The organism is Streptomyces fuscichromogenes, from assembly GCF_014645815.1.
Classification (GTDB): Bacteria; Actinomycetota; Actinomycetes; order Streptomycetales; family Streptomycetaceae; genus Streptomyces; species Streptomyces fuscichromogenes.
The window spans coordinates 222959-246510 of sequence record NZ_BMML01000002.1; the positions used below are offsets into that span (position 1 = coordinate 222959).

A 23552-nucleotide genomic window follows, 5' to 3' on the forward strand; every position below is an offset into this window, starting at 1 on the left:
TCCGGCTGCGGGCCGGTGGGGGCTTGTCGCGCAGCTCCCCGCGCCCCTGAAAACAGGGGGTTGCGCAGCGCCCCTTCTTCTGGGGGCGCGGGGAACTGCGCGAGCAACCCCCACGCACCCGCAGCCGGAACACGACCGGGCGTGCCACGAGGGATGATCGGGGGCACCTGAGCCGCGCCCCCCGGTGTCGGGTTCCTCGTGTCCGGCGTGCGGTCAGGCGCGGGGTACGCCCGTCGAGCCCCGCACCATCAGCTCGCCCCGGACCGTCGCGATCCCGCCCGGCGGCGGTTCCTCGCGGCCCATGGCGATACGGCCGGCCCGTGCCCCCGCCTCCGCCAGCGGCAGCCGCACCGTCGTCAGCGACGGCACCGCGTCGATGCTGAACGGCAGGTCGTCGAAGCCGGCCACCGACACGTCCGCCGGGATCCGCAGCCCCGACTCCCGCAGCGCCGCGCACGCCCCCAGCGCGACCGAGTCGTTCGCCGCCACCACCGCGGTGAGCGTCGGGTCCCGGCGCAGCAGCTCCAGCGTCGCCTCGTACCCCGCCCGCCGGTCGTAGCGCCCGTGCACGGTCCAGCGCGGGTCCTCCGCGATGCCCGCCTCGGCCAGCGCGGCCCGGTGGCCCTCCAGCCGGTGCCGGGTCGTGGTCCGCTCCTCGGGTCCCGCGATGTACCCCAGCCGCCGGTGGCCGAGCCCGATGAGGTGCTCGGTCAGCTCCTTGCCGCCGCCGCGGTTGTCGAAGGTCAGCGCCACCGCGTCGGTGTCCGGCGCCGGCGGCCGCCCGCACAGCACCACCCGGGTCCCCGCGTCCGCCAGCTTCCGCAGCTTCGCCGCCACCGCCGCCGCGTGCGGCGCGTCCTCCACGGCCCCGCCGGTCAGGATCACCGCCGCCGCCCGCTGCCGCTGCAAGAGGGTCAGGTAGGTCAGTTCCCGCTCCGGCGACCCCCCGGTGTTGCATGTCACAGCCAGCCGCTCGCCGCCCGCGCGCCCGCCCGGCCCGCCGATCTCGCCCTGGATCGCGCTCGCCATGATCCCGAAGAACGGGTCGGCGATGTCGTTGACGAGGATGCCGACCAGGTCGGAGGTGGCCGCCGCGAGCGCGCTCGCCGGCCCGTTGAGGACGTAGTCCAGCTCGTCCACCGCCCGCAGCACCCGTTCCCGAGTGGTCGCCGCCACTGGGTAGTTGCCGTTCAGTACGCGCGACACCGTCGCGGGCGAGACCTGGGCGCGGACCGCCACGTCCGCCAGGGTCACCGTCATCTCGTCGTCCTCCGGTCGCGCATCTCGTCGTACGCCTTCGTGCTCGAACTGATCAACAGCCGGCTCACAGGAAGCCCCCTTGCCGTGCAGACCATAAGGCCATTCACTCCTGTTGTTCGCCCCCTCGAACAAGTCGACCCCATCACGGTCTTGTACAGACCAGGGTTCAAAGGCTAGCTTCTGACCGTATAGAAAGCGCTTGCTGCGTTGCTGAGACGCACGCGGACGAAGGGAATCACGTGAACCGCAAGACGGTGCGTATCGCCATGAACGGCGTGACCGGGCGCATGGGCTACCGCCAGCACCTCGTCCGCTCGATCCTCGCCCTGCGCGAGCAGGGCGGACTCGACCTCGGCGACGGCACGGTGCTGTGGCCGGAACCGGTCCTCGTCGGCCGCCGCGAGCACGCGCTCCGCGAGATCGCCGACCGCCACGGCCTGTCGGACGAGCACATCTCCACGGACCTGTCGGCCGTCCTCGCCGACCCCACCATCGACATCTACTTCGACGCCCAGGTCACCTCCGCCCGCGAGGAGGCCCTCCAGCAGGCCATCGCGGCCGGAAAGCACATCTACACCGAGAAGCCGACGGCCACCGGCCTGGAGGGCGCCCTGGAGCTGGCCAGGCTCGCGCACGCCAAGGGCGTCAAGTCCGGCGTCGTCCAGGACAAGATCTTCCTGCCCGGCCTGCTGAAGCTGAAGCGGCTCATCGACGGCGGCTTCTTCGGCCGGATCCTCTCCGTCCGCGGCGAGTTCGGCTACTGGGTCTTCGAGGGCGACTGGCAGGAGGCGCAGCGCCCGTCCTGGAACTACCGCGCGGAGGACGGCGGCGGCATCGTCGTCGACATGTTCCCGCACTGGGAGTACGTCCTGCACGAGCTCTTCGGCCGCGTGAAGTCCGTCCAGGCCCTCACCGCCACCCACATCCCGCAGCGCTGGGACGAGAACGGCAAGCCCTACGACGCGACGGCCGACGACGCCGCGTACGGCGTCTTCGAGCTCGACGGCGGCGCGATCGCCCAGATCAACTCCTCCTGGACGGTCCGCGTCAACCGGGACGAACTGGTCGAGTTCCAGGTGGACGGCACCGAAGGCTCAGCGGTCGCCGGCCTGCGCAACTGCCGCGTCCAGCACCGCAGCGCGACCCCCAAGCCGGTCTGGAACCCGGACATCCCGGCCACCTACGCCTTCCGCGACCAGTGGCAGGAGATCCCCGACAACACCGAGTTCGACAACGGCTTCAAGGCGCAGTGGGAGCTGTTCCTCAAGCACGTCTACGCCGACGCCCCCTACCACTGGGACCTGCTGGCCGGCGCCCGCGGCGTCCAGCTCGCCGAGCTGGGCCTGAAGTCGTCGGCGGAGGGCCGCCGCATCGACGTCCCGGAGATCGAACTTTGACCGCTCCCCTCCCTGGAGGGAGAGGATTCCTGGCTCAGGCTGCCTTCTGGAGCGGCGCTCCAGAAGGTCTTGCGCCCTCGGCACCAGCCGGGTTCAGACCAGCCCGGACGAGCATGACGCGGGCGGAGTTCTTGTCCCTCGGGGACACGGCTCCGCACGCGCTGCAGGTGTAGTTACGTTCCGAAAGAGGAAGTGCGTGCTTGGTTCTCGCTCCGCACGATGCGCACTGCATGGTGGTGTGCGCGGGATGCACCAGGCGGATGTCCCGCCCATGCTTGCGGCCCATCTCCAGCAGGGCCTTTTTGGTGGCGCCGATCGCGGCGTCGGCGGCCTTGCGCGCCATGGACGACTTGGCGAGGAATTTCGGGCGGAAGTCCTCCACCGCGATGGCGTCGTGGTCGCGCACGACCTGCTTCGCCCACTTGCGGGCGGTGTCATGGCGCTGTCGGGCGATCTTCTGGTAGGTCTTCGCGCGCCACTTTTTCGCCTCACGGTAGCCCTTCGAGGCGGCCTGTCCTTTCTTCGGTCTGCGGCGGGCCGCCATCCGGTCATACCGAGTCAGTTTGGCCTGAGCCCTCTTGCCGTGCTGGGGGTGTGGGAGGTCGTGAGCGTCGGAGGTTGTGGTGGCGGTCTCCTTGACGCCCCAGTCCACGCCGAGCACAGCACCAGTCTCCGGAAGCGGCTGCACTTCGGTGAGGATCACGAACGAGCAGTACCAGTTGCCAACGTTGTCCTCGTACACGCGCACCGAGGAGGGCTCGGTGGGCAGGTCGCGCGACCAGACCACGGTGAGCACGATCCCACCCGCCAGGTGCAGACGTCCGTTCTTCAGCCGGAACCCCCGCCGGGTGTAGTTCAGCGTCGGCAAGGCTTCGCGCTTCTTCTTGCGCTGTGGCATTCCGGCTCGGCGGTGCATCGGCAGGCGTTCCTTCATGTCCTTCTGTGCCTTCGCGCGGGATTTGCCGAAGTCCCGGATGAGCTGCTGCTGCGGCACCGAGGAACCCTCGGCCAGCCATGGTGTATTCGACCGTGCCTCAGTCAGCATCCTGTCCAGGCGAGCGGGGCCGCATGTCTCACCCTCGGTGTAGGCCTTTTTCGACCGGGCCACGCATTCGTTCCAGAGCCACCTGCACCGGTCCCACTCGGCACGAAGCGCCGACCGGGCCGTCGACGACACGCGAAGCCGGTAGGTGTACCGGGCGAGCCCGGCCGCTCCAGCCGCCTTTGGTGTCGTCATGACACCACGCTAGCACTATGGTTGAGGTCATGGACCATGAAGTACGAATCACGCTCAGACTGCCCGCCGATCTTCACGAATGGCTCGTCGCCCAGGCCAAGTCCGCCCGTCGGTCACTCAACTCCGAGCTCGTGTACCGCTTGGAGGGCGAGCGCGTCTCTGCCAAGGCGGACAACGAATCTCCCTGACCGCCACATGCCTTCCCCTGCCCTGCTCCACAGGAGCCCGCTTGCTACCCGGCCTGCAGGTCGGTCGATTCCCGGAGGTTCCCGGTGACCATCCACATCCCTGATTTCAAGGGCGGGCTGCGGGCCTACGAACCCCGCACCGAGCCGATCGCCCTCACCTCGGGCACCCCCTTCGCCTCCCGTACGGTCTTCTCGGCGGCGCACGTCGTCGCCGACCCGTTCGCCGACACCAACCCCGACGCGCCCGCCGCCGTCGACTGGGACGCCACCCTCGCCTTCCGCCGCCACCTGTGGTCGCACGGCCTGGGGGTCGCCGAGGCGATGGACACCGCCCAGCGCGGCATGGGGCTGGACTGGGCGGGCGCGGCCGAGCTGATCCGCCGCAGCGCCGCCGAGGCCAGGGCGGTCGGCGGCCGGATCGCCTGCGGTGTCGGCACGGACCAGATCACCGGCGGCTCCCTCGCCGAGATCCGGGCCGCGTACGAGGAGCAGCTCGCGCTCGTCGAGGAGTCGGGCGCCCAGGCCATCCTGATGGCCTCCCGGGCGCTCGCGGCGACCGCGAAGGGCCCCGAGGACTACCTCGACGTCTACGGCCACCTGCTGCGCCAGGCCACCGAGCCGGTGGTCCTGCACTGGCTCGGCCCGATGTTCGACCCGGCGCTGGAGGGCTACTGGGGCTCCTCCGACCTCGACGCGGCCACGGACGTGTTCCTGGAGGTCATCGCCGCCCACCCCGACAAGGTCGACGGCATCAAGGTGTCGCTGCTGGAGGCCGGCCGCGAGATCGACATCCGCCGCCGCCTTCCGCAGGGCGTCCGCTGCTACACCGGCGACGACTTCAACTACCCCGAGCTGATCGCGGGCGACGAGCAGGGCTTCAGCCACGCCCTGCTCGGCATCTTCGACCCGCTGGGCCCGCTGGCGGCGGAGGCGGTCCGGGTCCTGGACACGGGCGACACGGCGGGCTTCCGCACCCTCCTCGACCCCACCGTCGAACTCTCCCGGCACCTCTTCCAGACCCCCACCCGCTTCTACAAGACGGGCGTGGTCTTCCTGGCCTGGCTGGCCGGCCACCAGAGCCACTTCACGATGGTCGGCGGCCTCCAGTCGGCGCGTTCCCTCCCGCACTTCGCGCGCGCCTACGAACTCGCCGACGGTCTGGGCCTGTTCCCGGACCCGAAGCTGGCCGAGGACCGCATGAGGACCCTCCTCGCGCTGTACGGGGTGAACCGGTGACCGGCGACCTCTCCCGCTTCTCCATCAACCAGATGACCGTCAAGCAGCTGTCGCTGCCCGAACTGGCCGACGCCTGCGTCCGACTGGGCGTGCCGGGCGTCGGTCTGTGGCGGGAGCCGGTCCAGTCCTACGGCGTCGACGCCGCCGCCAAGCTGGTCCGCGAGGCCGGTCTGACCGTCACCACGCTGTGCCGGGGCGGCTTCCTCACGGCGATCGACCCGGACGAGCGCGCCGCCGCGCTCGCCGACAACCGGCGGGCGGTCGAGGAGGCCGCGACCCTCGGCACGGACACCCTGGTCCTGGTCTCCGGCGGCCTGCCGGCCGGCTCCAAGGACCTGCACGGCGCCCGGGAGCGGATCGCCGACGCCCTGGCCGAGCTGGGCCCGCACGCCGAGCAGCACGGCGTACGGCTGGCCATCGAGCCCCTCCACCCCATGTACGCCGCCGACCGCTGCGTGGTCTCCACCCTCACCCAGGCCCTGGACCTCGCGGAACGCTTTCCGGCCCACCAGGTCGGGGTCACGGTCGACACGTACCACATCTGGTGGGACGACCAGGCACCCGCGCAGATCGCCCGAGCCGGCGCGGGCGGCCGCATCCACACCTTCCAACTCGCCGACTGGACCACCCCGTTGCCGGAGGGCGTCCTCAACGGCCGCGGCCAGATCGGCGACGGCGCGATCGACATGCGGGAGTGGAAGGGCTATGTGGAGGCGGCCGGTTACACCGGTCCCATCGAGGTCGAGCTGTTCAACGACGGGCTGTGGGCGCGGGACGGCCGCGAGGTGCTGGCGGAGACGGCGGCCCGCTTCGTGGCGTACACGGCGTAGTCCGGCCCGGCGGCCGAAGAAGCGAACCTGCTCTCCGGCCGCCGGCCGTGCCCCGGTCCCTCTCTGCCCTGTCCTGGGCCGCGCACCCGTCCGGCCAGGCCACTCCTGGTCAGGCCGAGGCATCCCGGCTGAGATGGACGATGAACTCACCCACGAGCGTCAGCACCACCAACGCCAGGCAGCACAGGATGCCGAGCAGCCCGGCCGCGATGACGTAGACCGAGCTCAGGTCCGTGCACTCGAAGGCCGGTGAACAGCCGAGGGTCCGCGGGTCCGTCCGCGGCCCCATCGCGTTCCAGCCGATGACGAGGCAGAGCACGGAGACCACGGCCGCGCCGGACAGCCCGACCCACCGGATGCGCCGGGTCGCCCACCAGGACGCGATCCAGCCCACGAGGATCACCGCCGGCAGGATGAACACATAGTCGGGGACTACGCCCATGTGGAATCGCTCCGCGACATCGTGGTGCGGCCGGTCAGCCGCTGGGAAACGTGGTTGCCCATGTCAATCAAGTTTACCGTCGGGTGCTTGACGGTCAGCAGGTCGCCCGTCGGCCTGCGGGTCCTCACCTCCAGTTCCAGGTCGAGCCGGTCGCCGGCCTTGAGCTTCACCCTCGTGACCCACCGGGTCTCGAACAGCGACGCGGTCCGGGTGTCCGAGAGGAGCCGCACTCCCGCGTCGTGCCTCATGTCGTTGAGCCGGGCGCCGACGATCTCGACGTCCGAGACGACCTGGGGGTCCAGCGCGACGGAGAAGGACGCGGCCACCGGGGTCGTGCCCGGTCCGACGCTGCTCAGCGTGATCCGCGTGGGGTAGTAGTACCAACGCTTGCCGTCGGCCCACTCGTAGCGGTTCCACACACCGCTCACCTCCAGGCCCCACGGTGTGGCGACTCCGCCGAAGGCGTGCGGACGGCTGGGCCGCAGGCTCCGCCGGCCGCCCGGCTTCGTGTCCTTGTGGCCCACGGCCGCAGTGGCGTCCGCGGGTCCGGCGACGAGGTCGCGGGGGTACAGCACGGGAGACGCGGTCCCCACGACGACCACCGGGTCGTTGCCCGCCGGGAGCGCCTCGGCCAGAGTGATCGTGCAGGTGGTGACCAGGGTCTCGGGGTCGGTGGCGATGGTGCTCGTCGTGTGCAGCCGCCGGGTGCCGACGGTGGCCACCGCGCTGGGCAGCGGGGCGTAGACCCGGGGGTCGTAGCTGATGGCGACCTGCGTCCCGGCAGGCAGATCCGTACCGGAGTGCTGCACCTGGACCGCGAGTTGTCTGGGGAACGCGGCCGGTTCGGTGCCGACTTTCGCGAGGACGGCGACCGGGCTCGCGGCGACCGGGACCAGTTCCGCACCGGCGGCCGCGGTGCTGGCCCACGCCGGGCCCGGACCGGCGAAGGTGACGGCGCCGACGCCCAGCGTCAGACCTCCCAGTACCAGCACGTGCCGACGGGTGACGTTCGAGTCGGTCATGTCGAATTCCCCATTCCTCATGAGCAGTACTGGACGACGGCGTCCTTGAAGGCGGTCGCCACACCGGACAGCGCGGTGTCGGACATGAACCCGGGAGTCGGGCAGGTCACGGACTGGGTCGTCTTGAGCCAGAAGGCATCCCGGATGCCGGCCATCTGCGGGTCGGCGGTGTTGCTGGTCATGGCGCTGAGGGCGGCGGCCACCACCGTGTCGGGGGAGCTGCCGAAGCGGATCGAGTAGAACGAGGCCCGGCGTGCCGCAGCCGCGTCGGCCGACGCGTAGCCCGCCTTGAAACCCGTCGACAGCGGTTGGCCGGAGCCCTGCCTGACGGGAAGGCCCAGGACGTAGGAGTCCATGTCGGCGAGGAGGTCGTCGAGCGAGAAGTACGTGCTGTCGCCCTTTCCGGCGATCTGGTCCGCGGCGTAGAGGTACGCCTGGTCGTCGGAGAGCCCGCTGAGGTAGAACTGCGCCAGCACGCTGACGAGGTCGCCGCCCCAGCTCCCGAAGTCCGTCAGGTCGGCCGATGTGAGGTCGCCCGGCACTCCACTGGTGATGACCGCGCCGCAGGACGCGCCGAAGTGGTCGATGTCGGCGTCCCACAGCAGGCCCGGGTCGCGGAGCGGGCCCGCGTACGGCTCGTCGGGATAGGTGTTCACGAAGTCGACGAAACCCTGGTCGAGTTCGCCGAAAACCGTGTCGGAACCGGTGAACACGTACTTCGAGGTGCGGGCCCGAAGGTACTGCGCGACCAGTTCCTGCGCGGAGCGCGAGGTGTTTCCCTGGTCGATCCACTGGCCCGCTCTGGCCTCCACCCAGATCATGTACGTGTAGAAGGCGTCGTTGGGGTCGCGCGGCCGGGTGACGCTGTTGATGCCCGGGTCCATCCCGGAGGCGATGTCGTTGTCGATCTCGACGGCCCCACTGGTGCCGGTGGCCAGGGTGAAGTCCTTGATCTGGTCGAAGGCCCAGTTGTCCGGGAGCGGGTATCCGAGATTTCCGCTGTAACCGGTGGACATGCCGCTGACGAAACTCCGGGTGGTGAGGCCCTCGGCCTCGAGACGAAGGCAGGTGTTGCGGCATCCGTACACACCGATCGCGTACTGGCTGCCCATCGCGCTGATGCCGTTGTTGATTCCCCGGAAGTGCGGAATGATCGCACTCGTGATGTCGTCGTCGGTCGCGTCGAAATCGACCGAGAAATAGATGACCGTGCCGTACGGTATACCGAAGGTGATCGCGGCCTCGGCCGCGTCGTTTCCGGCCTCGGTCCCCAGCGGACCGCTGAAATCACTGATCGTGTTCCCCTCTTCCTGCCAGATCGGGAAGAGGGAAAGACCGCTGTCGAAGATCAGCGCGATCTCGGAATTCGTGAGGACCTTGTTCGTGCCGCCCGTGAGATAACGGCCCACTATGGAGTAGCCGTTGTCCTTCACCGTCTGGATGGTGGTCGCGTTCAGCGGGTACATGCAGTCGAACGCGGTGCCCTTGCGGTCCGGGTCACCGGTGGACACCAGCAGCGACATCCAGGTTGCGTAGTCGCCGGCGCCGGAGGCCGAGAGCGAGCTGAACCGCTGGAAGGCCTTCACCGTGGCCTCCAGATCGGAGCCGAACGTCCCGCCGCCGTCGCCCCAGTGGGCGTCGTAGCCGTTGAACGCGACGGCGCACTGGAACAGCCGCACCCAGCCGGCCGAGCCCGAGTCCTGCGAGCCGTCGGCGACGTACGCCGTCGTCCTGAGCGCCCCTTCGGTGGTCGGACCGATGGAGCCCGTCACCTGGCTGTCTGTCAGGCCCATCTGGTACTGGATGCCCAGGACCAGGGCCTGCTGGACGTTGCGGGAGAAGTGCCCGTCGCACGGGCCGATGAAGAACTGGCCCTTTCCGTAGTAAGCGTCGTTGAGCCATCGCTGACAGGTCTGGATCATGCTGGAGCCGCCGGCCGTGAGCACGTACGCGTCCATGGTCAGCAGCGCCTTGAAGACCTTCGGCTCCACGTCGTAGAGCTGGGAGCCGGGAACTTCCGGGCCGGGCAGGCCCATGTCGGCCACCAGCGCGGTCAGGCCGGCGCCGGTGGACACGTTGAAGCCGCCGTCGATGTCGCCGCCGCTGTAGCCCTTGCAGTAGAGGGCGGCCTCGGCGATCGTCCGCATGTTGATGTTGCCGGAGTCCCGCCCGACCGGACCGTACGCGTTCAGGTCCGCCCATGTCGTCGGCCCGAAGTTGTCGGACAGCGTGGTGATGCCGAGTTCGTGCTGGAGCGCCCGGGTGAGGCAGTAGATCGTCTCCCAGCCGGTCATTCCGTTCTCGGTGCACGGATTGTATCCCGATACGCCCGCATACGTTGCGTTGACCCATTGCTGCGCCTTGAGAACCATCTGATCCACAGAGCGGCCCTTCTGGTTGTCGGCACCCTGGTACTTGCGTTCGTGGTCGAAGAAAGCGCCCTCGCGGCCCATTCCGGCTGCCCGGACCAGGGGAGATCGATAGTCAGTCTTTAATCGTTCTTTGTTGCGCTTGATATGGCGTCCGTGACCCCTGGATCAGTCACTGATCCCGCTGGATCCACTTGCGTGGGGGCAATCACCGGAGAAGTCGGTTAATTGCATCCCGAGCGGCTCGAACGAAGATCACCATACGGCGCGGCGGAGCCTTTTGTGGCGAGTGGAGGCATGAATATTCGGCGGGCCGAATCTCATATTCCGCATTCGGGCGACTTCATCCGTTCGCTTCGTGGAGCACGCGGCGGACTGACGGGCCGGTGGCCTGCCCGCGTCCGGTGATGGCGGGCAGGCCACGCCCCTGGGATCGGGGTGACACCCGAGCGAACGGACGCCGACGACCATGTACGTCAGCCGGATCATCGTCAAGGACATCAAGTCCTTCCACGGCCCCCGCGAAGTCGACCTCACGCTGACCCGCCCCGACGGAAGTCACGCCGGGTGGACGGTGCTCGCCGGGCGCAACGGCTCGGGCAAGACGACGCTGCTGCGGGCCATGGCGCTGGCGCTCACCGGACCGGGGGTGGCCCGGAGCCTGGTGCCTCAGTTCGAGAACTGGGTGACGGAGGAGCGTACGGCGGGCGAGGTCGAGGTCGAGGTCAGCCGTGACACGCAGCACGACCGGTTCTCGCAGGGCCGTCCGCCCGCCGGTGCCTTCTGGGCCGGGTTGCGTTGGAAGACGCCTCGCGACGGCTTCGCGGGCAGGGTTCCGGTCCGCCGGGGACTCCTGTCCGGGCTCGACGAGATCAGGTACACCAAGGCACAGACGAGCATCCCTCGCCGTGGTCCCTGGGCCGACAGCCCCGCGGGCTGGTTCTCCGCGGCCTACGGGCCGTTCCGGCGGATGGCAGGCGGCTCGGGCGAGGTACAGCGGCTGATGCTGGCGTCCGGGCCCGTGGCCAGGCACACGAGCCTCTTCCACGAGGACGCCTCACTCTCCGAGGGGGTCACCTGGCTGATCGAGCAGCATCTGCGCGCGCTGGAAGGCAGAGGGGGCGCCGAGAGACTGAAGACGTTCGCACTGGCGCTGCTCGGGGACGGACTGCTGCCGGACGGGTACCGGATCGACGACGTCGACTCCGAGGGCCTGTGGGTCGAACGGCACGACAGCCGCTTCCCGCTGCGGGAGACGAGCGACGGATTCCGTACGGTGGCGGCGCTCGTCGTCGACATCCTCAAGCAGTTGCACGACGTGTTCGGCGACGACCTGTGGGAGGCCGGTCCACGGGAGGCCCAGGGCGGGCCGATCGCGCTGATGACACCCGGCGTCGTCATCATCGACGAGATCGACGCCCATCTGCACGTCTCCTGGCAGCGCCGGATCGGCCCCTGGCTGACCGCTCACTTCCCGCGCATCCAGTTCATCGTCACCACGCACAGCCCCTACATCTGCCAGGCGGCCGACCCCGGCGGCCTGATCCGGCTGCCGGGTGTGGACGAGGCGCGCCCGCCCGAGGTCATCGGCCAGGACCTGTACGACCGCGTGGTGTACGGCAGCGGCGACGACGCCGTGCTCTCCGACCTCTTCGGTCTCGACACGCCCTACTCCGAGCAGGCCGAGCGGGCGAGGGCCGAGTTCGTGGAGCTGGAGGCGGAGATCTACGACGGGGTCCCGTCGGCGGAGTCGCTCGCCCGTTACCGGGAACTCAAGGAACGGCTCGCCAGCTCGCCGTCGGCCCGCGTGGACGAGGTGGGCACGCACCTCCGACGGATCGCGGAGGAGATCAAGGACGAGCGGGAGTGATCCGGCTTCGGCGTGCCGTCCTGGAGGCGGACACGGCGGAACGGCTGCGGGGCTACACCGATGACATCCGGCGGCAGGCCACGGAGCGGGAACGCAAGGACAGGGCGAAGGAACTCTGGGCGAACCGCCGACAGGTCCGCCCCGCACTCGTCAAGGGGCTCGCGGAGATGGCTCCCGGCCACGAACGCTGCATGTACTGCGGTGACAGCCAGGGCACGGACATCGACCACTTCGAGCCGAAGAGCCTCGCTCCGCTGCGTACCTTCGACTGGCTCAACCATCTGCTCGCCTGCTTGTTCTGCAACAGCAACCAGAAGCGGAACCTCTTCCCCACCGCAGCCGACGGCAGCCCCCTCCTCGTCGACCCGACGGTCGAGGACCCCCTGGACCACCTACGGCTGGTGCTCCCGCTCGGTACGTACCGGGGCCTGACCGACCGGGGACGGGCCTGTATCGAGGTGTTCGGCCTCAACGAAAGAGCGGTCCTGGTCAAGGGGCGTGTGGACGCCTACTGGACGGCCAGGGACTCCGTCGAGCTGTGGCGCACAGCCATGGACAAGGGAGACCGCGACAAGGCGAAGCGGATCGTCCGCGTCGCCTGGGACCGCCCCCTCATCGATGTTCTGGTCGCGATGTTCCACCAGTCCGGCCATCCGGCGGCCGATGCCCTGTTCGCGGGCGAGGAGGAGCTTCTCGGCCTCCTCCTCGATTCCGAACTGCGCACCGCGTTCCTGCACTTCCGGGGCGTCAACTACTGATACGCCCGTCCCGCACGGCCCCTACGAACGCGGTCCAGCCGCCGGAGGAGAAGACCAGCACCGGGCCGCTGTTCCCGGCCTTGCTGTCGCGGACGGGGACGGTGGCGTGGCTGCGGGCGATCTCCAGGCAGTCGTCGTTGGCGCCACTGCTGTAGCTGGACTTGTACCACCCGGTGAAAGTGGACGAGTCGGAGACGGTGTGTTCATTGCTCGCCATGTACGTGATCCTCCGCTGCCGCTCTGACGACGGCAAGTGACTGCTGCTGCGACAACGCGTCGCTCAGTGCCAGAGCGTAGGCCGTCTGGCTGGCGGTCACCTGCGCCGGATCGTCCATCAAGTTGCCTGTGAGAAAGGCTTCGACGTAGGCCACGGGGGCGGAGTCCTCGAAGCTCATGAGCGTGAGGTAGCTCGCCTGGAGAGCGTGCGCTCCGACACCGTACGGAAGCACGTGGAGCCGAAGCCGCCCCGCCCCGGCCATGTCCGCGATCTTGTGCAGCTGTTCGGCCATGACCTGGGAGCCGCCGACGCGGCGCCGCAGCACCGACTCGTCGAGCAGCGTCCAGATGACCGGCTGCTTGGGGTCGTCGAGGATTCGGCGGCGTTTTGTTCGGTTGGCGAGGAAATTGTCAAGTTCCTCGGTCGTATAGGTAGGTCGGCACGCACGAAAGAGGGCGCTCGCGTAGTCCTCGGTCTGGAATACGCCGGGAACCAATGACAGCCCGAACTGCTGGATCAGCGTGGCCTGTTGCTCAAGTTCTGCCACGGCTGCGAAGTAGTCCTCGTACTTCGACTCCAGGTCCTCCAGCCACCGCTCGAAGAACCCGTCGGTCTTGAGAGCTCGGTCGATCCGACGCGCGTCGTCCGGCTTCGGCAGCCGCCTCCCCGCCTCGAAGTGGCTGATCAGTGTCGGCGAGCAGACGACCAGCTCGCCCAGTCCCTCCTGGGTGAGACCGGATGCCATCCGCCGCAGCCTCAACTCCTCTCCGTACCTCTCCCGTTGCGTCCGAGGCTTCTGGCGCTCGCTCATGCGGCCAACTCCCGTTCCTGACAAAGGCTCTGTCAAGTCCCCGCCTCTGGAAGCGTAGCCATTCTCGACCCCACTCTGTGAGGGAATCACCACACAGTGAAGTCATCGCAGGTGAGAAAGCAGGTCGGCATGACATATCTCCTGGCCCGGCTGGTACAGCCGTTACTCCGGTTCCTCCCGCCCGCTCGAGGGCGACGGCGCCGTAGGCAGGTCGCGTACACGTGCCTGTACTCCTGTCCGTATGTCGGCTACCTCGACCACGTGGAGACCTACGCATGAGCGGGCGCCTGCTTCCCTGGACCGGTGTGGACGGCAAACCCGGTTATCTCGTGGGTGACGGGACGGGATACGTGTCCCGGCTCGCCGACCAGGTCGAGAGCATGCATCTCGGCATGGCCGGCGACCTGCTCGACCACGCGGCCGAACTCCTCGCCGAGCATCGGCTGACCGTCGAGGAACTCCGTTACCTCGTACGGCGGCTGAGTGAGCCGCTGCGGGAGGTGAAGCGTGTCGCCGAGAGCAGGGGCGCGCGGTTGCCGGATTGACCCTCGACCTTGTGCAGGGCCCAGAGTGGCCGGTGTGGAGAACGACATGCGCAGCATCGGGGAGCTGGCCCGTGACAGCGGTCTGGGGGTGAGCGCCCTGCGGTTCTACGACCGGGCCGGTGTGCTGGTCCCGGCCCGGGTGGATCCGGTGAGCGGTTACCGCTGGTACGAGCCCGAGCAGTTGGAGGAGGCCCGGGTGCTGGCCCGCCTGCGCCGGGCCGGGATGCCGCTGGCGGACGTCCGGCTGGTGCTGGCCGGCTGGTCCGGTGCGGACACCGGTCTGGTCCGAAAGCTGCTCAGGGCGCACCTGCGCCGTCTCGAACAGGGGCTGTCCGACGCCCGCGGCGAGTTCTCCGCACTCCGAGCGCTACTCGATCACCGGGAGAACGTCATGACCTCGCAACGCATCGCCGCCGTCCGCCTGTCCGCCGCCGCGCCCGAGCTGGCCGCCGTGCTGGACACGGTCCGTTTCGCGGCGAGCACCGACCCCGAACTGCCGATGCTCGGCGGGGTGCTGTTCGACATCGAGGGGGAGGGCCTGCACGCCGTGGCCACCGACCGGTACCGGATGGCCGTCGCGCGGGCCGGTGTCGCCGGGCACGACGGGGGCCGGGTGCAGGTCGTCGTGCCCACTCCGCTCGCCGACGCGATGCGTGCGCTGCTGGACGGCGAGGGACCTGTACGACTCTCCCTCGACGGTGACCGCGTGACACTGGAGGCCGGGGACCGGCAGGCGGCCGGCCGGTGCCTCGACCACGACTTCCCTGACTACCGGCGTCTCCTGCCGCGGGCCGGCGGACGCCGGACCGTCGTCGAGGTGGCGGCCTTCCGGCAGGCTCTGGAGACCGGCCCGGTCCGCTCCGGCGAGGCCGGGGCACCCGACCTCAGCGTGCTCAGGGTGGCGGACGGCGGCACGGTGACCCTCTGCGCCGATGCCGACGAGGACCCGGACCGCGTCGCCGTCAACCGTGAGTTCCTGCTGGCCGCGCTGGCCGCCGGGGCCCGGGACCGACTGGTGCTGGAGCTCGGCGCGCCCACGGCGCCGATCGCGATCCGCCGCCCCGACGACGAGGGCGCCCTCTCGCTGCTGATGCCGGTCCGGCTGGACGACTGACGGCCCGCGCCTTCTTCGCACAGGTCTCCTTTATTTTCGCTGTTCAGCGCCGACAGCCCTTTTGTATTTGCTGTGTTTAACCTGTCTCTTCGGCTTTTTCCCGATCCGCTGGAACCGTGCTCGGACTGGCCATGTCTATAGGTTTCGAGCCGGTCGCAAGGGGTGAGCAAATGGCCCTTGATTGCGATTGGAAAAGGTAATTAAAAGCCAAGGAGTTCCCTGTGAACATGCGTATCGCCGTCGTTGCCGCCGCCTCCGCCGCGCTCGTCGCCGCCGGTGCCACCGCAGCCGTCGCCGCCCCGGCCCCGGCCTCCTCGATCACCCTCAAGGCGAGCGCCGCCAAGGTCAAGCTGGGCGATGCCGTCACCTTCACCGGCAAGGCCGACGGCCTCAAGGAGGGCAGCAAGGTGACCCTCCAGGTCAAGGACGGCAAGAAGTGGGTCTCGCTGCCCGCGACCGCGAAGGTCGCCAAGGCGGCCTACAAGCTCACCGACAGGTTCGACAAGAAGGGCGTCGAGGTCCTGCGCGTCAAGGACGGCAGCACCGTCTCCAAGAGCGTGTCCGTCACGGTCCGCTGAACACCGCCTGACCGGCACCCCTGAACTCCTGCCCCACCCCGTCCGATCCGGGGTGGGGCAGGTGTCGTCGGGGCGCGTACGCGCTCGCCGATCCTATGGATGCCATGGGCCGCCTGTCATCGCGGAGGCCTTGGGCCGGTATCGATGAATCGCCGCGGATGTGGCGATCGGGAGGGCCTGCGGAAACCGGTGACGGGGCGGCTGGGGCGCGAGTCGGCCTGCGGCTGTCTCGTTCCAGGAGTTCCAGGACGCCCCATGGCTCAGGAACTCCCGTACGACCTTGTGGAGCGAAGACCTGGGTGTCAGCGAGTGAGTACGGGTCCGGCGTCCGCAGCACAGCTGTAGCCGACGATCGCGAAGCCCCGCACGAGGTGCCAGACGAGCCCCGGTCGAGCCTCCTCGTCGACCGACAGGGGGCTTCCCTGCCCCAGGATCTCGACGCTGACGCCGGGGGTGTCTCCGCCGCATTCGGTGAGGCGGTGCTCGTAGAGCATGCTGCCGATGCCCATGCCCCGGAACCGGGGGAGGACTTCGGACGAGCACAGGTACACCCCGATGGCGCGGGCGGTCGTCCCGTCCAGGGCCACATAGGTGTGCCGGTACTCCTGGTACCACGAGGTGCAGCCGATCACCTGACCCCGATGAAGGGCGCAGAGCATGGTCTGGCCCGGGGCGAGGTGCTGAGCGATGCGCACGGAGGCGAGGCTGTCCAGAGTCGCCCGGTCCGCGAATCCGAGAAAGGCGGTCGGCCATGGGTGTTCCAGCCGCTCTATGCGGACCTCGCTCTTGTCGATCAACACATTCCCCCCAGGCCCCGGGCGCGTTGTCCTACCAGCCGGCGCGGAACCGCGTTGTCCTGAACTCTTCGAGCATGGGTCTGCCCGGCATCAACTGAGGCACGTTCATGCCCCAGTTCGGGTTGCCCTCCAGTACGACGGGCCCGCGGTCGGACAGCCCCACGTCCCAGCCGACCGATCCGACGCAGGGGAAGAGGTCGTGTGCCCGCGTGCACATGTGCCGGACGGCCGCCGCCTGCGCCGGGGGCAGGACATAGCCGCACGGGCCCCGGTCGACGCCCTGTGCGTCCAGGCCGGCCCCGCAGGAACCGTCTTCGTGGACCAGGTGTGCGAGCCCACCCTGCCTGCGGTTGGCCGCCACGGTTCCGGGCGCGCCGCGGAACAGGACCATGCCCACTGCTTCCGTGTGTCCCCCGAGCCTCGAGGTGACGACCCTCAGAGTCGGCAGAGCCGTGTCCCCGCAGTCCGCGAACCAGCCCTCCGGGCGGAGCAGTTCTTCTGCCACCAGGCGACCGGAGCGGACCAGTTCCATCAGCACGGGTCTCGCCGCGTCCGGTTCAGGACGTGAGCGGGCGGCCCACACGGACTCTCCTTGCAGCCCGAAGCGGTCCTTCAGCATCCAGCGTGTCCCGTGCGGGACGGTCGGGTGCGAGAACTCCGGAGAACCGCCGACGACCTCCTCGGTTCCCCTCCATACCCGTGATGCGGGGCCGAGGGGTATCTGATGCGGGACGTCGATTCCCACATCCCCCAGCCGTCGGTTGCACTCTGCCTTGTCGTCGAGGAGCGCGGCAGCCACCGCGCAGTTGTTCCAGTCGCGATATTCCGTGCGGCGTGCCCTCGGCACCACGCCGTGCAGAGCGTTGAGCTCCCGTCTGCCGCACTTGCGGAGCGCCGCGATGTCACGGCTGTCGCAACTCGTGCGCAGGGCCATGAACACCGCGTCCCCTATCGGGTACTCCTGAACTATCGCCTGTCGGTGGCGCCATACATCCACCGCACCCTTGATCCCGTAGAGGAGAGCGCGCAGCATTCGACCCGCGGCGGTCGGACCGGTCGTCGCGGTGAGGGCGGTTCCCCAGGCCAGGCGAGGGGCGTTCACGGGCGTCAGCTGCCCCCTGTGAAGCCCGCACACGAACCGGGTGGCAAGCCATGGTGGCAACGGACGAGCCGACGTCCCGAAGGCGTCAGTCATGGACCATCATGCGCGACCGCTCCATCTCGACGTCCGACCAGCTGCGCAGTACCCGGTTTCTGACAGTGTGCGACTGCGCGGCCTCGAACTCGGAGACCGCCGCCGATACCGGGCTCGGATCCTCCGGTATCCGACCGGTCTCGAGGAACTCGCGGAGTTGGGTCAGAGCAGTGCTGTCCAGGCCGGATCGGACGAACGCCTCGTAGTTCAGCCGGAGAAAGGAGGCCGGGGTGCCCACCACGAGTTGCCCTATGCCCACCGTGCGGGTCACCGCGGCGGCCATGCCGGCAAAGGACCAGTGGCCCATCACGGTGCGGGGGTGCAGCGAACTGCCGATCCCCAGGCCACTCCAGTCGAGCAGGACGCTGTGGCCCCCCACGGAGCAGTGGACCGACAAGGTGACCTGCGAGCCGACGCGCGAGTCGTGGGCGAGCAGGCTGCCCGCGCCCACGGAGCTGTTGTCGCCGATCACCGTGGCCCGGCCGACCGGGGCATGCATCACGGTGTGCTCCCCGAAGTAGTTGCCGGAGCCGATGCGGACCATGCCCTTCCGCTGCCAGGCCGTGCCCTGGCGGTGAGCCTGGCGGCACCGGCCGCCGATGACCGAGTACGCGCCGAAGAAGTTGTCGTCTCCGATCACGGCGGGGCCGGAGATCACCACGCCCTGCTCGAAGGTGTTCCGGCGGCCCATCTCGATGTCGCCGATTATCGTCGGCCCCTTGGCCACGGCAGCCCCCCTTCACCAACCGGGTATGTCCAGGACTTCGAGAACTTCGCGGGTACACGTTCTGATCAGGTCGATGGTTTCTTCTGCCAGCGCCGGCCTGAGACGGGGCGCGGAACGCCGCCACTGACTGACGATCTCGCCGAAGCCGTCCCTGCGGGCGTGATCGGGCAGGTGCTCGTACGCCCAGAGCGAGACGTCCCAGTCGGCCGCGCGCAGGGCCAGATACTCCTCGGCGGTCTTCCGCCAGCGTTCCGCGTAGAAGACGGCGTACCAGGAGTCCGGGCCACCGTACTGAGCGGCGATGTCCCCGTGCCGGTCGGGGTCGCACATCGAGCGGTAGGCCGCGGCAGGTTCACGGAGAAGAAAGACGACGCGTCGCCGGGTGGTGTGCCGCAGGAGTTGCTGCTCCGCCCACGTGCTGAGGACCGCGGTGGTGGCAGCGGCGCCGGACACCTGGTCGAGGTAGTGCTGGATGCCGGCGATCCCGGTGCTGTCCAGCGTGAATCCGTCGGCTCGCCGTGCGAACTCGTCGTGTTGCGCCTTGCGGCCCTGTTTCACCCAGTGACGGTGGTGAACGATGTCGGGCTTGTTGTGCACCGTCATGCCGGCTCGTTCCAGGGCATGCCTGAGGTAGGTGGAACCGGAGCCCCCCATGCCGCAGAAGACCACCGGATCAGACGAGTTCAAAGCGATCACCGTCCGAGAGGATCCGAACCTCCGACCCACAGCCCTGGAACGCGCTCAGCAGGGCGTCGTCCTCGGACGCGGGGGTTCCGATGTGGGTCAGCAGGACGGACCGCAACGAGTCGCGTTTGCGCACCAGTTCGGCGATGTCCGCGGCACCGGCGTGCCCGGCGTTTCCCGACCGGCCGCCACCGCAGTCGACGACGAACGTCCGCACCGAATCGTCCACGGCGCTCGCCAGCCGGTCGTCACAGACGGCGTCGCCGGAGAACAGGGTGCCGAGGACCCGGTAGCCAAGGGCCTCGGTGCCCGCGTGGGTGACGGGGAACGCTGTGGCACGCAGTCCCGCGAGGCCTTCCAGGTCGCTGGTTCGGTCGGCCGGGGCAGGCCTCCAGTCGGTGCATGGCGCAGGTCTGGCCGATGCGTCCAGAAGTCCCGTGCCGCGGGCAGGGCCGGGAAAGAAAGTGTCGTCACCGACGTATCTGAACGCGCTGAGTCGCACGGTCCTGATGGCTGGATCGCGGAAACTCGTCCCTGCGAGCAGGGCGGCCAGCCCCGCCGAGCCGCGCTCTGCCATCCCGAAGTGACCGAGTTCCAGTTCGACACTCAGAGACAGGCGTAAGTCGTCCTGGGTGGTGCTCGTGCGGTAGGTCATGTCGATCTCGGCCTGGCTGTCGGTCCGGTGGGCCAGCAGTCCTGTCCGGACGGTGGCCACGATCTGGTCCACGTGGGAGGACGGGGCGAGGACGAGGTCGTACTCCAGGCGCAGCGTCATGCAGGCTCCATCGGGCCGAGGAGTGCCCAGAGCACGGTGACGGTCGTGGTGACATTGAGGGCCACCGCCCAGGGGCCCAGCGCCGTGTAGTGGGCGGCGGCGGTCGCGATGACGAACGCGAGAAGAGCGAATGCCGCAGCGAACTGGAATCTGACCGAGCGGCGCCACATGCGCGCGTTTCCTCCCGGAGTCTTCGGCGCCACCGATGTGCGCAGGGTGGCCAGTGCCACGAAGACCGTTGTGGCGGTGCCGTCGAACTGGGAGAGCAGTCCCATGACAGCGGTGTCGCCGCTGATCGACAGGCGCTCGGTCACCTCGTGCAGGGCGAAGGTGGCGAAGAGCATGGCAACGACGGGCACCCACAGGACACGGGTGTAGAACCTGATGTGCACCTCCGGCCGGCCGTGTCAGTAGGACCGGACGAACGGGCCGTTCGCGTCGAGTGCGTCGCTGACCCTGAGCGCGCGCAGCGGTGGCATCACCGTGGAGGCCTCTTGAGGGGTCATCCACGCCACATCCGTGGCCTCGTCCGAGACGCCGGGTTCACCCCGCACCACGCGGCAGAGGAACGCGATGGATATCGTGCGGCGGGGAATGTTCTTGTAGACGCCGGTCAGCCGCACCGGAAGCACGGTGACTCCCGTTTCTTCGAGAACCTCGCGGACAACTCCCTGCTGCAGTCCTTCGCCGAGCTCCAGCATCCCGCCCGGCGGTACCCAGGTGCCGTCGTCCGCCCTCTTGATCGTGAGCAGACGACCGTCGTCCCTCAGGACGATGCCGGTGACACTGACGGTATGAAGCGGTGCCACGAGATCGGAATCCACATGCGCTCCCCTGAAGTCCACCACATTCTAGCTAGACGTGACATGAGTCACGCAAGACGCGAGTCGTGGTGCGAAGACCGTGGCCGAGCACGGTGAACGGCGGCGGTCCGCGCCACCGGACGGAGACGAAAAATTTCTGGACCGGCGTACAACCCTCCCCCCACCTCGCCTGTCTCACTTGGCGTCAGGGCTTTCGGAGGGGGATCCGGGGGGATCGCGGGGGTTCTGATGCGGAGGGGAAAAGTCGAGGGGGTTCGGTCGACGGACCGGGCCCCCTCGAAGCAACCCCGGGACCGACCGCCCGGGGGCACGAAAACGCGTCGCAGTCGACTCGGGGGTTCTCGTGCTGCGCATTCACTTCACGCCGCAGGATCTGGCGTGCGTCCGGGTGGCGAGCGAGCCGGACCCGCTCTGGGAGATCACCTGCAGCCTGCACCGGTTACAGACCTCGCGGGGCCGCTGGGCGTACGCCGACTGGTACCGCGAGACCCGGGCCACCCTCGCCGGCACCCCGCTCGGCGCGGCCGTACGACGGCTCCTGGTCCCCGTGCTGCCCCGGGCCCGCTACCTGCCCGACTTCCTCACCCCGCACCAGGCCGCCGACGGCCTGGACCGCGGGCTCGCCGCGATCGTCGACACCCCGCCCGAGCGGGTCGCCCACGAGATCCAGCTCCTTGACCGGTGCAGCGGCGCCCCCGGCTGGGCACCCCGGCTGCTGGAACGCCAGGCCCGCGAGGACCTGGCCGGGCTGCTGCGCGCCTACCACGAAGCGGTCGTCGCGCCCCACGAGAACCGCATCCTCGGCACCATCGCCGCGGAGCGCGCCGTGCGCGGCCGGGACGCCCTCGCGGCCGGGGTCGACGGCCTGCTCACCGGCCTGTCACCCGCCGTCCGCTGGTGCCCGCCGGTCCTGCACGTCGACTACGTCGAGGACCGCGACCTGCACCTGGCGGGCCGCGGACTGCGCCTGGTCCCCTCCTACTTCTGCTGGCAGTCGCCGGTCTCGATGGCCGACGACACCCTTCAGCCGCTGCTGGTCTACCCCGTGCACGGCGTCCGCGCCCCCGCCCCCGAACGCCCGCCCGACGCCTCGCTCGCCGCGCTGCTGGGCCGCACCCGGGCGGCCGCCCTGCGGTTCCTCGCACTCGGCGCGACCACCTCCGAACTGGCCAGGTCCCTGGGGGTGTCGGTGCCGACGGCCACCCACCACACCACCGTGCTGCGCGACGCCGGCCTGGTGGTCAGCCGGCGTCACCACAACACCGTGCTGCACAGCCTCACCCCGCTGGGCGCCGCCCTGCTGCGGCCCTCGGCCGACGCCGGGACCTCACCCGGCTGAGCCCGCTCTGCGGCACCGGCCCTAGAAGAACACCCCGCACCGCAGCAGCACGTTCGCGTACGGGCGGGCCTCGCCGGTGCGTACGACCAGGTGCGCGTGGGCCGACAGGTCCTTCAGCTGCTCGTGCGGGACCAGGGCCAGGTCCGGAAAGCGGTCGTCCAGCAGCCTGGCGGCGGCCGGGTTGGCCTCGCGCACCTCGGTCGCCGCCGTCGCGCCCTCCACGACCAGCTCCGCCAGCAGCCCCTCCAGCACCTCCGCGAAGGACGGCACCCCGGCCCGGAAGGCGAGGTCCACCACCCGCGGGCCCTTCGGGATCGGCATCCCGGCGTCACAGATCAACACCCCGTGCCCATGGCCCAACTCGGCCAGCGCGCCCGCGAGATGACGGTTGAGAATGCCCGCCCGCTTCACAGCGCGTCGACCTCCGCCGCCGTCGGGTACGACTCCTGCGCACCCCGCCCGGTCACCGCCGCCGCCCCGACCCGGGCCGCGTACGCCGCCGCCTCCGCGAGCGACGCGCCCGCCCCGAGCCGTACCGCGAGGGCCGCCGTGAACGCGTCGCCTGCGCCCGTGGTGTCCACCGCGTCCACCTTCACGGAGGGGATCCGCTCGGTCCCGTGGCCGTCGGCCACCAGCGCACCCGCCGCGCCCAGCGTGACGACCACCGACCTCGGGCCCTTCGCGAGCAGCAGCCGCGCCCAGTCGGCCGGTTCCTCGCTCACGCACGCCTCGCCGAGGATCACCCGCGCCTCGTGCTCGTTCACGATCAGCGGGTCACAGGCCGCGAGGACCTCACCGGGGAGGGGTCGCGGCGGGGAGGGGTTGAGGACGAACCGGCTGCCGGGGGCCAGGCTCCGGACCACCTCCAGCACCGTCTCCAGCGGGATCTCCAGCTGTGCGGACACCACCCGGGAGGCGTGGAAGAGACAGACCGCGGCCCGCACGTCCGCCGGTGTGAGACGGCCGTTCGCGCCCGGGGAGACGACGATGCTGTTGTCGCCGGAGGGGTCCACGGTGATCAGGGCGACCCCCGTCGGCGCCCCGCCCACCAGCACCCCCACCGTGTCGACCCCGGCCGCCCGCTGCGAGTCGAGCAGCAGCCTGCCGTGCGCGTCGTCGCCGACCCGGGCCAGCAGGGCGGTACGGGCACCGAGCCGGGCGGCCGCGACCGCCTGGTTGGCGCCCTTGCCGCCGGGGTGCGTGGCGAGGTCGCCGCCGAGCACGGTCTCACCCGCGCCCGGCCGCCGCTCGACACCGATCACCAGGTCGGCGTTGGCCGAGCCCACGACCAGGAGGTCGTAGTCGTACATCAGATGACTCCCTAGATAAACACGTCG

The 23552-nt window shown here is 69.6% G+C and carries 26 protein-coding genes; 10 read left to right on the forward strand and 16 right to left on the reverse strand.

What is annotated here, in order from left to right; genetic code table 11:
* Window positions 1–213: 213 nt before the first annotated feature.
* Complete coding sequence (locus tag IEZ11_RS04790; protein WP_189261303.1) at window positions 214–1260, reverse strand: LacI family DNA-binding transcriptional regulator; 1047 nt, start codon at window positions 1258–1260, stop codon at window positions 214–216.
* 239 nt (window positions 1261–1499) lie between these two features.
* On the opposite strand from IEZ11_RS04790, the gene IEZ11_RS04795 reads away from it, so the two are divergent.
* Entirely contained in the window at window positions 1500–2657 is a 1158-nt protein-coding gene (locus IEZ11_RS04795) for a Gfo/Idh/MocA family protein (protein WP_189261304.1), read from the forward strand.
* Window positions 2658–2691: 34 nt separating this feature from the next.
* On the opposite strand, the gene IEZ11_RS04800 is transcribed toward IEZ11_RS04795, so the two are convergent.
* A complete protein-coding gene (locus IEZ11_RS04800) occupies window positions 2692–3894 on the reverse strand; it encodes an RNA-guided endonuclease InsQ/TnpB family protein (RefSeq protein WP_189261305.1) in 1203 nt (400 codons plus the stop codon).
* A gap of 29 nt (window positions 3895–3923) precedes the next feature.
* On the opposite strand from IEZ11_RS04800, the gene IEZ11_RS04805 reads away from it, so the two are divergent.
* The 3 genes from IEZ11_RS04805 (at window position 3924) to IEZ11_RS04815 (ending at window position 6148) form a co-directional block, all read left to right on the forward strand.
* Complete coding sequence (locus IEZ11_RS04805; protein ID WP_189261306.1) at window positions 3924–4082, forward strand: Arc family DNA-binding protein; 159 nt, start codon at window positions 3924–3926, stop codon at window positions 4080–4082.
* An 84-nt stretch (window positions 4083–4166) separates the two neighbouring features.
* Window positions 4167–5318, forward strand: coding sequence for a dihydrodipicolinate synthase family protein (locus tag IEZ11_RS04810; RefSeq protein ID WP_189261307.1), 1152 nt, complete (start codon window positions 4167–4169; stop codon window positions 5316–5318).
* A gap of 32 nt (window positions 5319–5350) precedes the next feature.
* Window positions 5351–6148: a sugar phosphate isomerase/epimerase family protein gene (locus tag IEZ11_RS04815; RefSeq protein WP_189261727.1), complete on the forward strand. Its 798-nt coding sequence runs from the start codon at window positions 5351–5353 to the stop codon at window positions 6146–6148.
* Between the two features lie 109 nt (window positions 6149–6257).
* On the opposite strand, the gene IEZ11_RS04820 is transcribed toward IEZ11_RS04815, so the two are convergent.
* From IEZ11_RS04820 to IEZ11_RS04830, 3 genes are read right to left on the reverse strand one after another with little or no spacing between them, the layout of a single operon-like run.
* A complete protein-coding gene (locus IEZ11_RS04820) occupies window positions 6258–6590 on the reverse strand; it encodes a hypothetical protein (protein ID WP_189261308.1) in 333 nt (110 codons plus the stop codon).
* Window positions 6581–7612 (reverse strand): hypothetical protein, encoded by a 1032-nt coding sequence (locus IEZ11_RS04825; RefSeq protein WP_189261309.1) that lies wholly within the window; start codon window positions 7610–7612, stop codon window positions 6581–6583. Before IEZ11_RS04825 ends, IEZ11_RS04820 begins: the two co-directional genes overlap by 10 nt.
* Window positions 7613–7629: 17 nt before the next feature.
* Entirely contained in the window at window positions 7630–9906 is a 2277-nt protein-coding gene (locus IEZ11_RS04830) for a glycoside hydrolase domain-containing protein (RefSeq protein WP_189261310.1), read from the reverse strand.
* A 544-nt stretch (window positions 9907–10450) separates the two neighbouring features.
* Here IEZ11_RS04830 and IEZ11_RS04835 point away from each other — a divergent pair.
* Together IEZ11_RS04835 and IEZ11_RS04840 are read left to right on the forward strand one after the other, a co-directional pair.
* Window positions 10451–11851 carry an AAA family ATPase gene (locus tag IEZ11_RS04835; RefSeq protein ID WP_189261311.1) on the forward strand — a complete coding sequence of 467 codons (1401 nt, stop codon included), beginning with the start codon at window positions 10451–10453 and terminating at the stop codon, window positions 11849–11851.
* Window positions 11848–12609, forward strand: coding sequence for an HNH endonuclease family protein (locus IEZ11_RS04840; RefSeq protein WP_229712806.1), 762 nt, complete (start codon window positions 11848–11850; stop codon window positions 12607–12609). The genes IEZ11_RS04835 and IEZ11_RS04840 overlap by 4 nt, the downstream gene beginning before the upstream one ends.
* On the opposite strand, the gene IEZ11_RS04845 is transcribed toward IEZ11_RS04840, so the two are convergent.
* Together IEZ11_RS04845 and IEZ11_RS04850 are read right to left on the reverse strand one after the other, a co-directional pair.
* Window positions 12599–12826, reverse strand: coding sequence for a DUF397 domain-containing protein (locus IEZ11_RS04845; RefSeq protein WP_189261312.1), 228 nt, complete (start codon window positions 12824–12826; stop codon window positions 12599–12601). The two genes, IEZ11_RS04840 and IEZ11_RS04845, sit on opposite strands and share 11 nt — an antisense overlap.
* On the reverse strand, window positions 12813–13637 hold the full coding sequence (locus tag IEZ11_RS04850) for a helix-turn-helix domain-containing protein (RefSeq protein ID WP_189261313.1): 825 nt from the start codon (window positions 13635–13637) through the stop codon (window positions 12813–12815). The genes IEZ11_RS04845 and IEZ11_RS04850 overlap by 14 nt, the downstream gene beginning before the upstream one ends.
* Before the next feature lie 275 nt (window positions 13638–13912).
* Between IEZ11_RS04850 and IEZ11_RS04855 the strand changes: the two genes are divergently transcribed.
* The 3 genes from IEZ11_RS04855 to IEZ11_RS04865 all read left to right on the forward strand — a co-directional run bounded on the left by IEZ11_RS04855 (window position 13913) and on the right by IEZ11_RS04865 (window position 15874).
* The gene (locus IEZ11_RS04855) at window positions 13913–14182 is read left to right on the forward strand and encodes a hypothetical protein (RefSeq protein WP_189261314.1); all 270 of its coding nucleotides are present in this window, start codon (window positions 13913–13915) and stop codon (window positions 14180–14182) included.
* A 46-nt stretch (window positions 14183–14228) separates the two neighbouring features.
* Entirely contained in the window at window positions 14229–15296 is a 1068-nt protein-coding gene (locus IEZ11_RS04860) for a DNA polymerase III subunit beta family protein (RefSeq protein ID WP_189261315.1), read from the forward strand.
* 227 nt (window positions 15297–15523) lie between these two features.
* Window positions 15524–15874 carry a hypothetical protein gene (locus IEZ11_RS04865; RefSeq protein ID WP_229712838.1) on the forward strand — a complete coding sequence of 117 codons (351 nt, stop codon included), beginning with the start codon at window positions 15524–15526 and terminating at the stop codon, window positions 15872–15874.
* 302 nt (window positions 15875–16176) lie between these two features.
* On the opposite strand, the gene IEZ11_RS04870 is transcribed toward IEZ11_RS04865, so the two are convergent.
* The 7 genes from IEZ11_RS04870 to IEZ11_RS04900 form a co-directional block, all read right to left on the reverse strand.
* Window positions 16177–16671 carry a GNAT family N-acetyltransferase gene (locus IEZ11_RS04870; protein WP_189261317.1) on the reverse strand — a complete coding sequence of 165 codons (495 nt, stop codon included), beginning with the start codon at window positions 16669–16671 and terminating at the stop codon, window positions 16177–16179.
* 31 nt (window positions 16672–16702) lie between these two features.
* Window positions 16703–17773, reverse strand: coding sequence for a sugar-transfer associated ATP-grasp domain-containing protein (locus tag IEZ11_RS04875; protein WP_189261318.1), 1071 nt, complete (start codon window positions 17771–17773; stop codon window positions 16703–16705).
* An 85-nt stretch (window positions 17774–17858) separates the two neighbouring features.
* Window positions 17859–18593 carry an LbetaH domain-containing protein gene (locus tag IEZ11_RS04880; RefSeq protein WP_189261319.1) on the reverse strand — a complete coding sequence of 245 codons (735 nt, stop codon included), beginning with the start codon at window positions 18591–18593 and terminating at the stop codon, window positions 17859–17861.
* 12 nt (window positions 18594–18605) lie between these two features.
* Window positions 18606–19280, reverse strand: coding sequence for a hypothetical protein (locus IEZ11_RS04885; RefSeq protein ID WP_189261320.1), 675 nt, complete (start codon window positions 19278–19280; stop codon window positions 18606–18608).
* Window positions 19267–20052: an MBL fold metallo-hydrolase gene (locus tag IEZ11_RS04890; RefSeq protein ID WP_189261321.1), complete on the reverse strand. Its 786-nt coding sequence runs from the start codon at window positions 20050–20052 to the stop codon at window positions 19267–19269. Before IEZ11_RS04890 ends, IEZ11_RS04885 begins: the two co-directional genes overlap by 14 nt.
* Window positions 20049–20396 carry a hypothetical protein gene (locus IEZ11_RS04895; protein WP_189261322.1) on the reverse strand — a complete coding sequence of 116 codons (348 nt, stop codon included), beginning with the start codon at window positions 20394–20396 and terminating at the stop codon, window positions 20049–20051. Before IEZ11_RS04895 ends, IEZ11_RS04890 begins: the two co-directional genes overlap by 4 nt.
* Window positions 20397–20459: 63 nt before the next feature.
* Window positions 20460–20900, reverse strand: a complete 441-nt coding sequence (locus IEZ11_RS04900) for an NUDIX hydrolase (protein WP_308426456.1) — start codon at window positions 20898–20900, stop codon at window positions 20460–20462.
* A 319-nt stretch (window positions 20901–21219) separates the two neighbouring features.
* Between IEZ11_RS04900 and IEZ11_RS04905 the strand changes: the two genes are divergently transcribed.
* Window positions 21220–22215: an ArsR/SmtB family transcription factor gene (locus tag IEZ11_RS04905; RefSeq protein WP_189261324.1), complete on the forward strand. Its 996-nt coding sequence runs from the start codon at window positions 21220–21222 to the stop codon at window positions 22213–22215.
* A 21-nt stretch (window positions 22216–22236) separates the two neighbouring features.
* Here IEZ11_RS04905 and rbsD read toward each other — a convergent pair whose 3' ends face one another.
* Together rbsD and IEZ11_RS04915 are read right to left on the reverse strand one after the other, a co-directional pair.
* Window positions 22237–22626, reverse strand: coding sequence for a D-ribose pyranase (gene rbsD, locus IEZ11_RS04910; RefSeq protein WP_189261325.1), 390 nt, complete (start codon window positions 22624–22626; stop codon window positions 22237–22239).
* On the reverse strand, window positions 22623–23525 hold the full coding sequence (locus IEZ11_RS04915; protein WP_189261326.1) for a ribokinase: 903 nt from the start codon (window positions 23523–23525) through the stop codon (window positions 22623–22625). Before IEZ11_RS04915 ends, rbsD begins: the two co-directional genes overlap by 4 nt.
* Between the last annotated feature and the right edge of the window lie 27 nt (window positions 23526–23552).